This is a genomic window from Bacillus cereus group sp. N6 (assembly GCF_016483705.1).
Taxonomy (GTDB): Bacteria; Bacillota; Bacilli; order Bacillales; family Bacillaceae_G; genus Bacillus_A; species Bacillus_A wiedmannii.
The window spans coordinates 1-238 of record NZ_JAEHBI010000332.1; the positions used below are offsets into that span (position 1 = coordinate 1).

Consider the following 238-nt stretch of genomic DNA (forward strand, 5'->3'; position numbering starts at 1 on the left):
TAAAGTTAGGTGCTAGCTATCCAGAAGGTGAAGATGTAACAGCTGAACTCCTATCTATTCAGCAAACAGACGAAGAAGTGCTAGACGGTGACGAAGGTGCGGAAGTAGAAAAAGCGCAACTTGAAGCTCGCCGTATGGCGCAGCGTATTAAAGCGATGGTTGAGTGAGGTTATGAAGTGTATGATCGTAAAATGGATAGTATGCGCCCTGTACAATGCCGCGCCTTCGTTATTTTCCT

Annotated in this window: 1 pseudogene; it reads left to right on the plus strand. The window is 45.8% G+C overall.

Annotated features, from left to right (window positions below):
- A pseudogene (locus JDS99_RS31500) lies at window positions 1-238 on the plus strand (hypothetical protein); the annotation flags it as partial.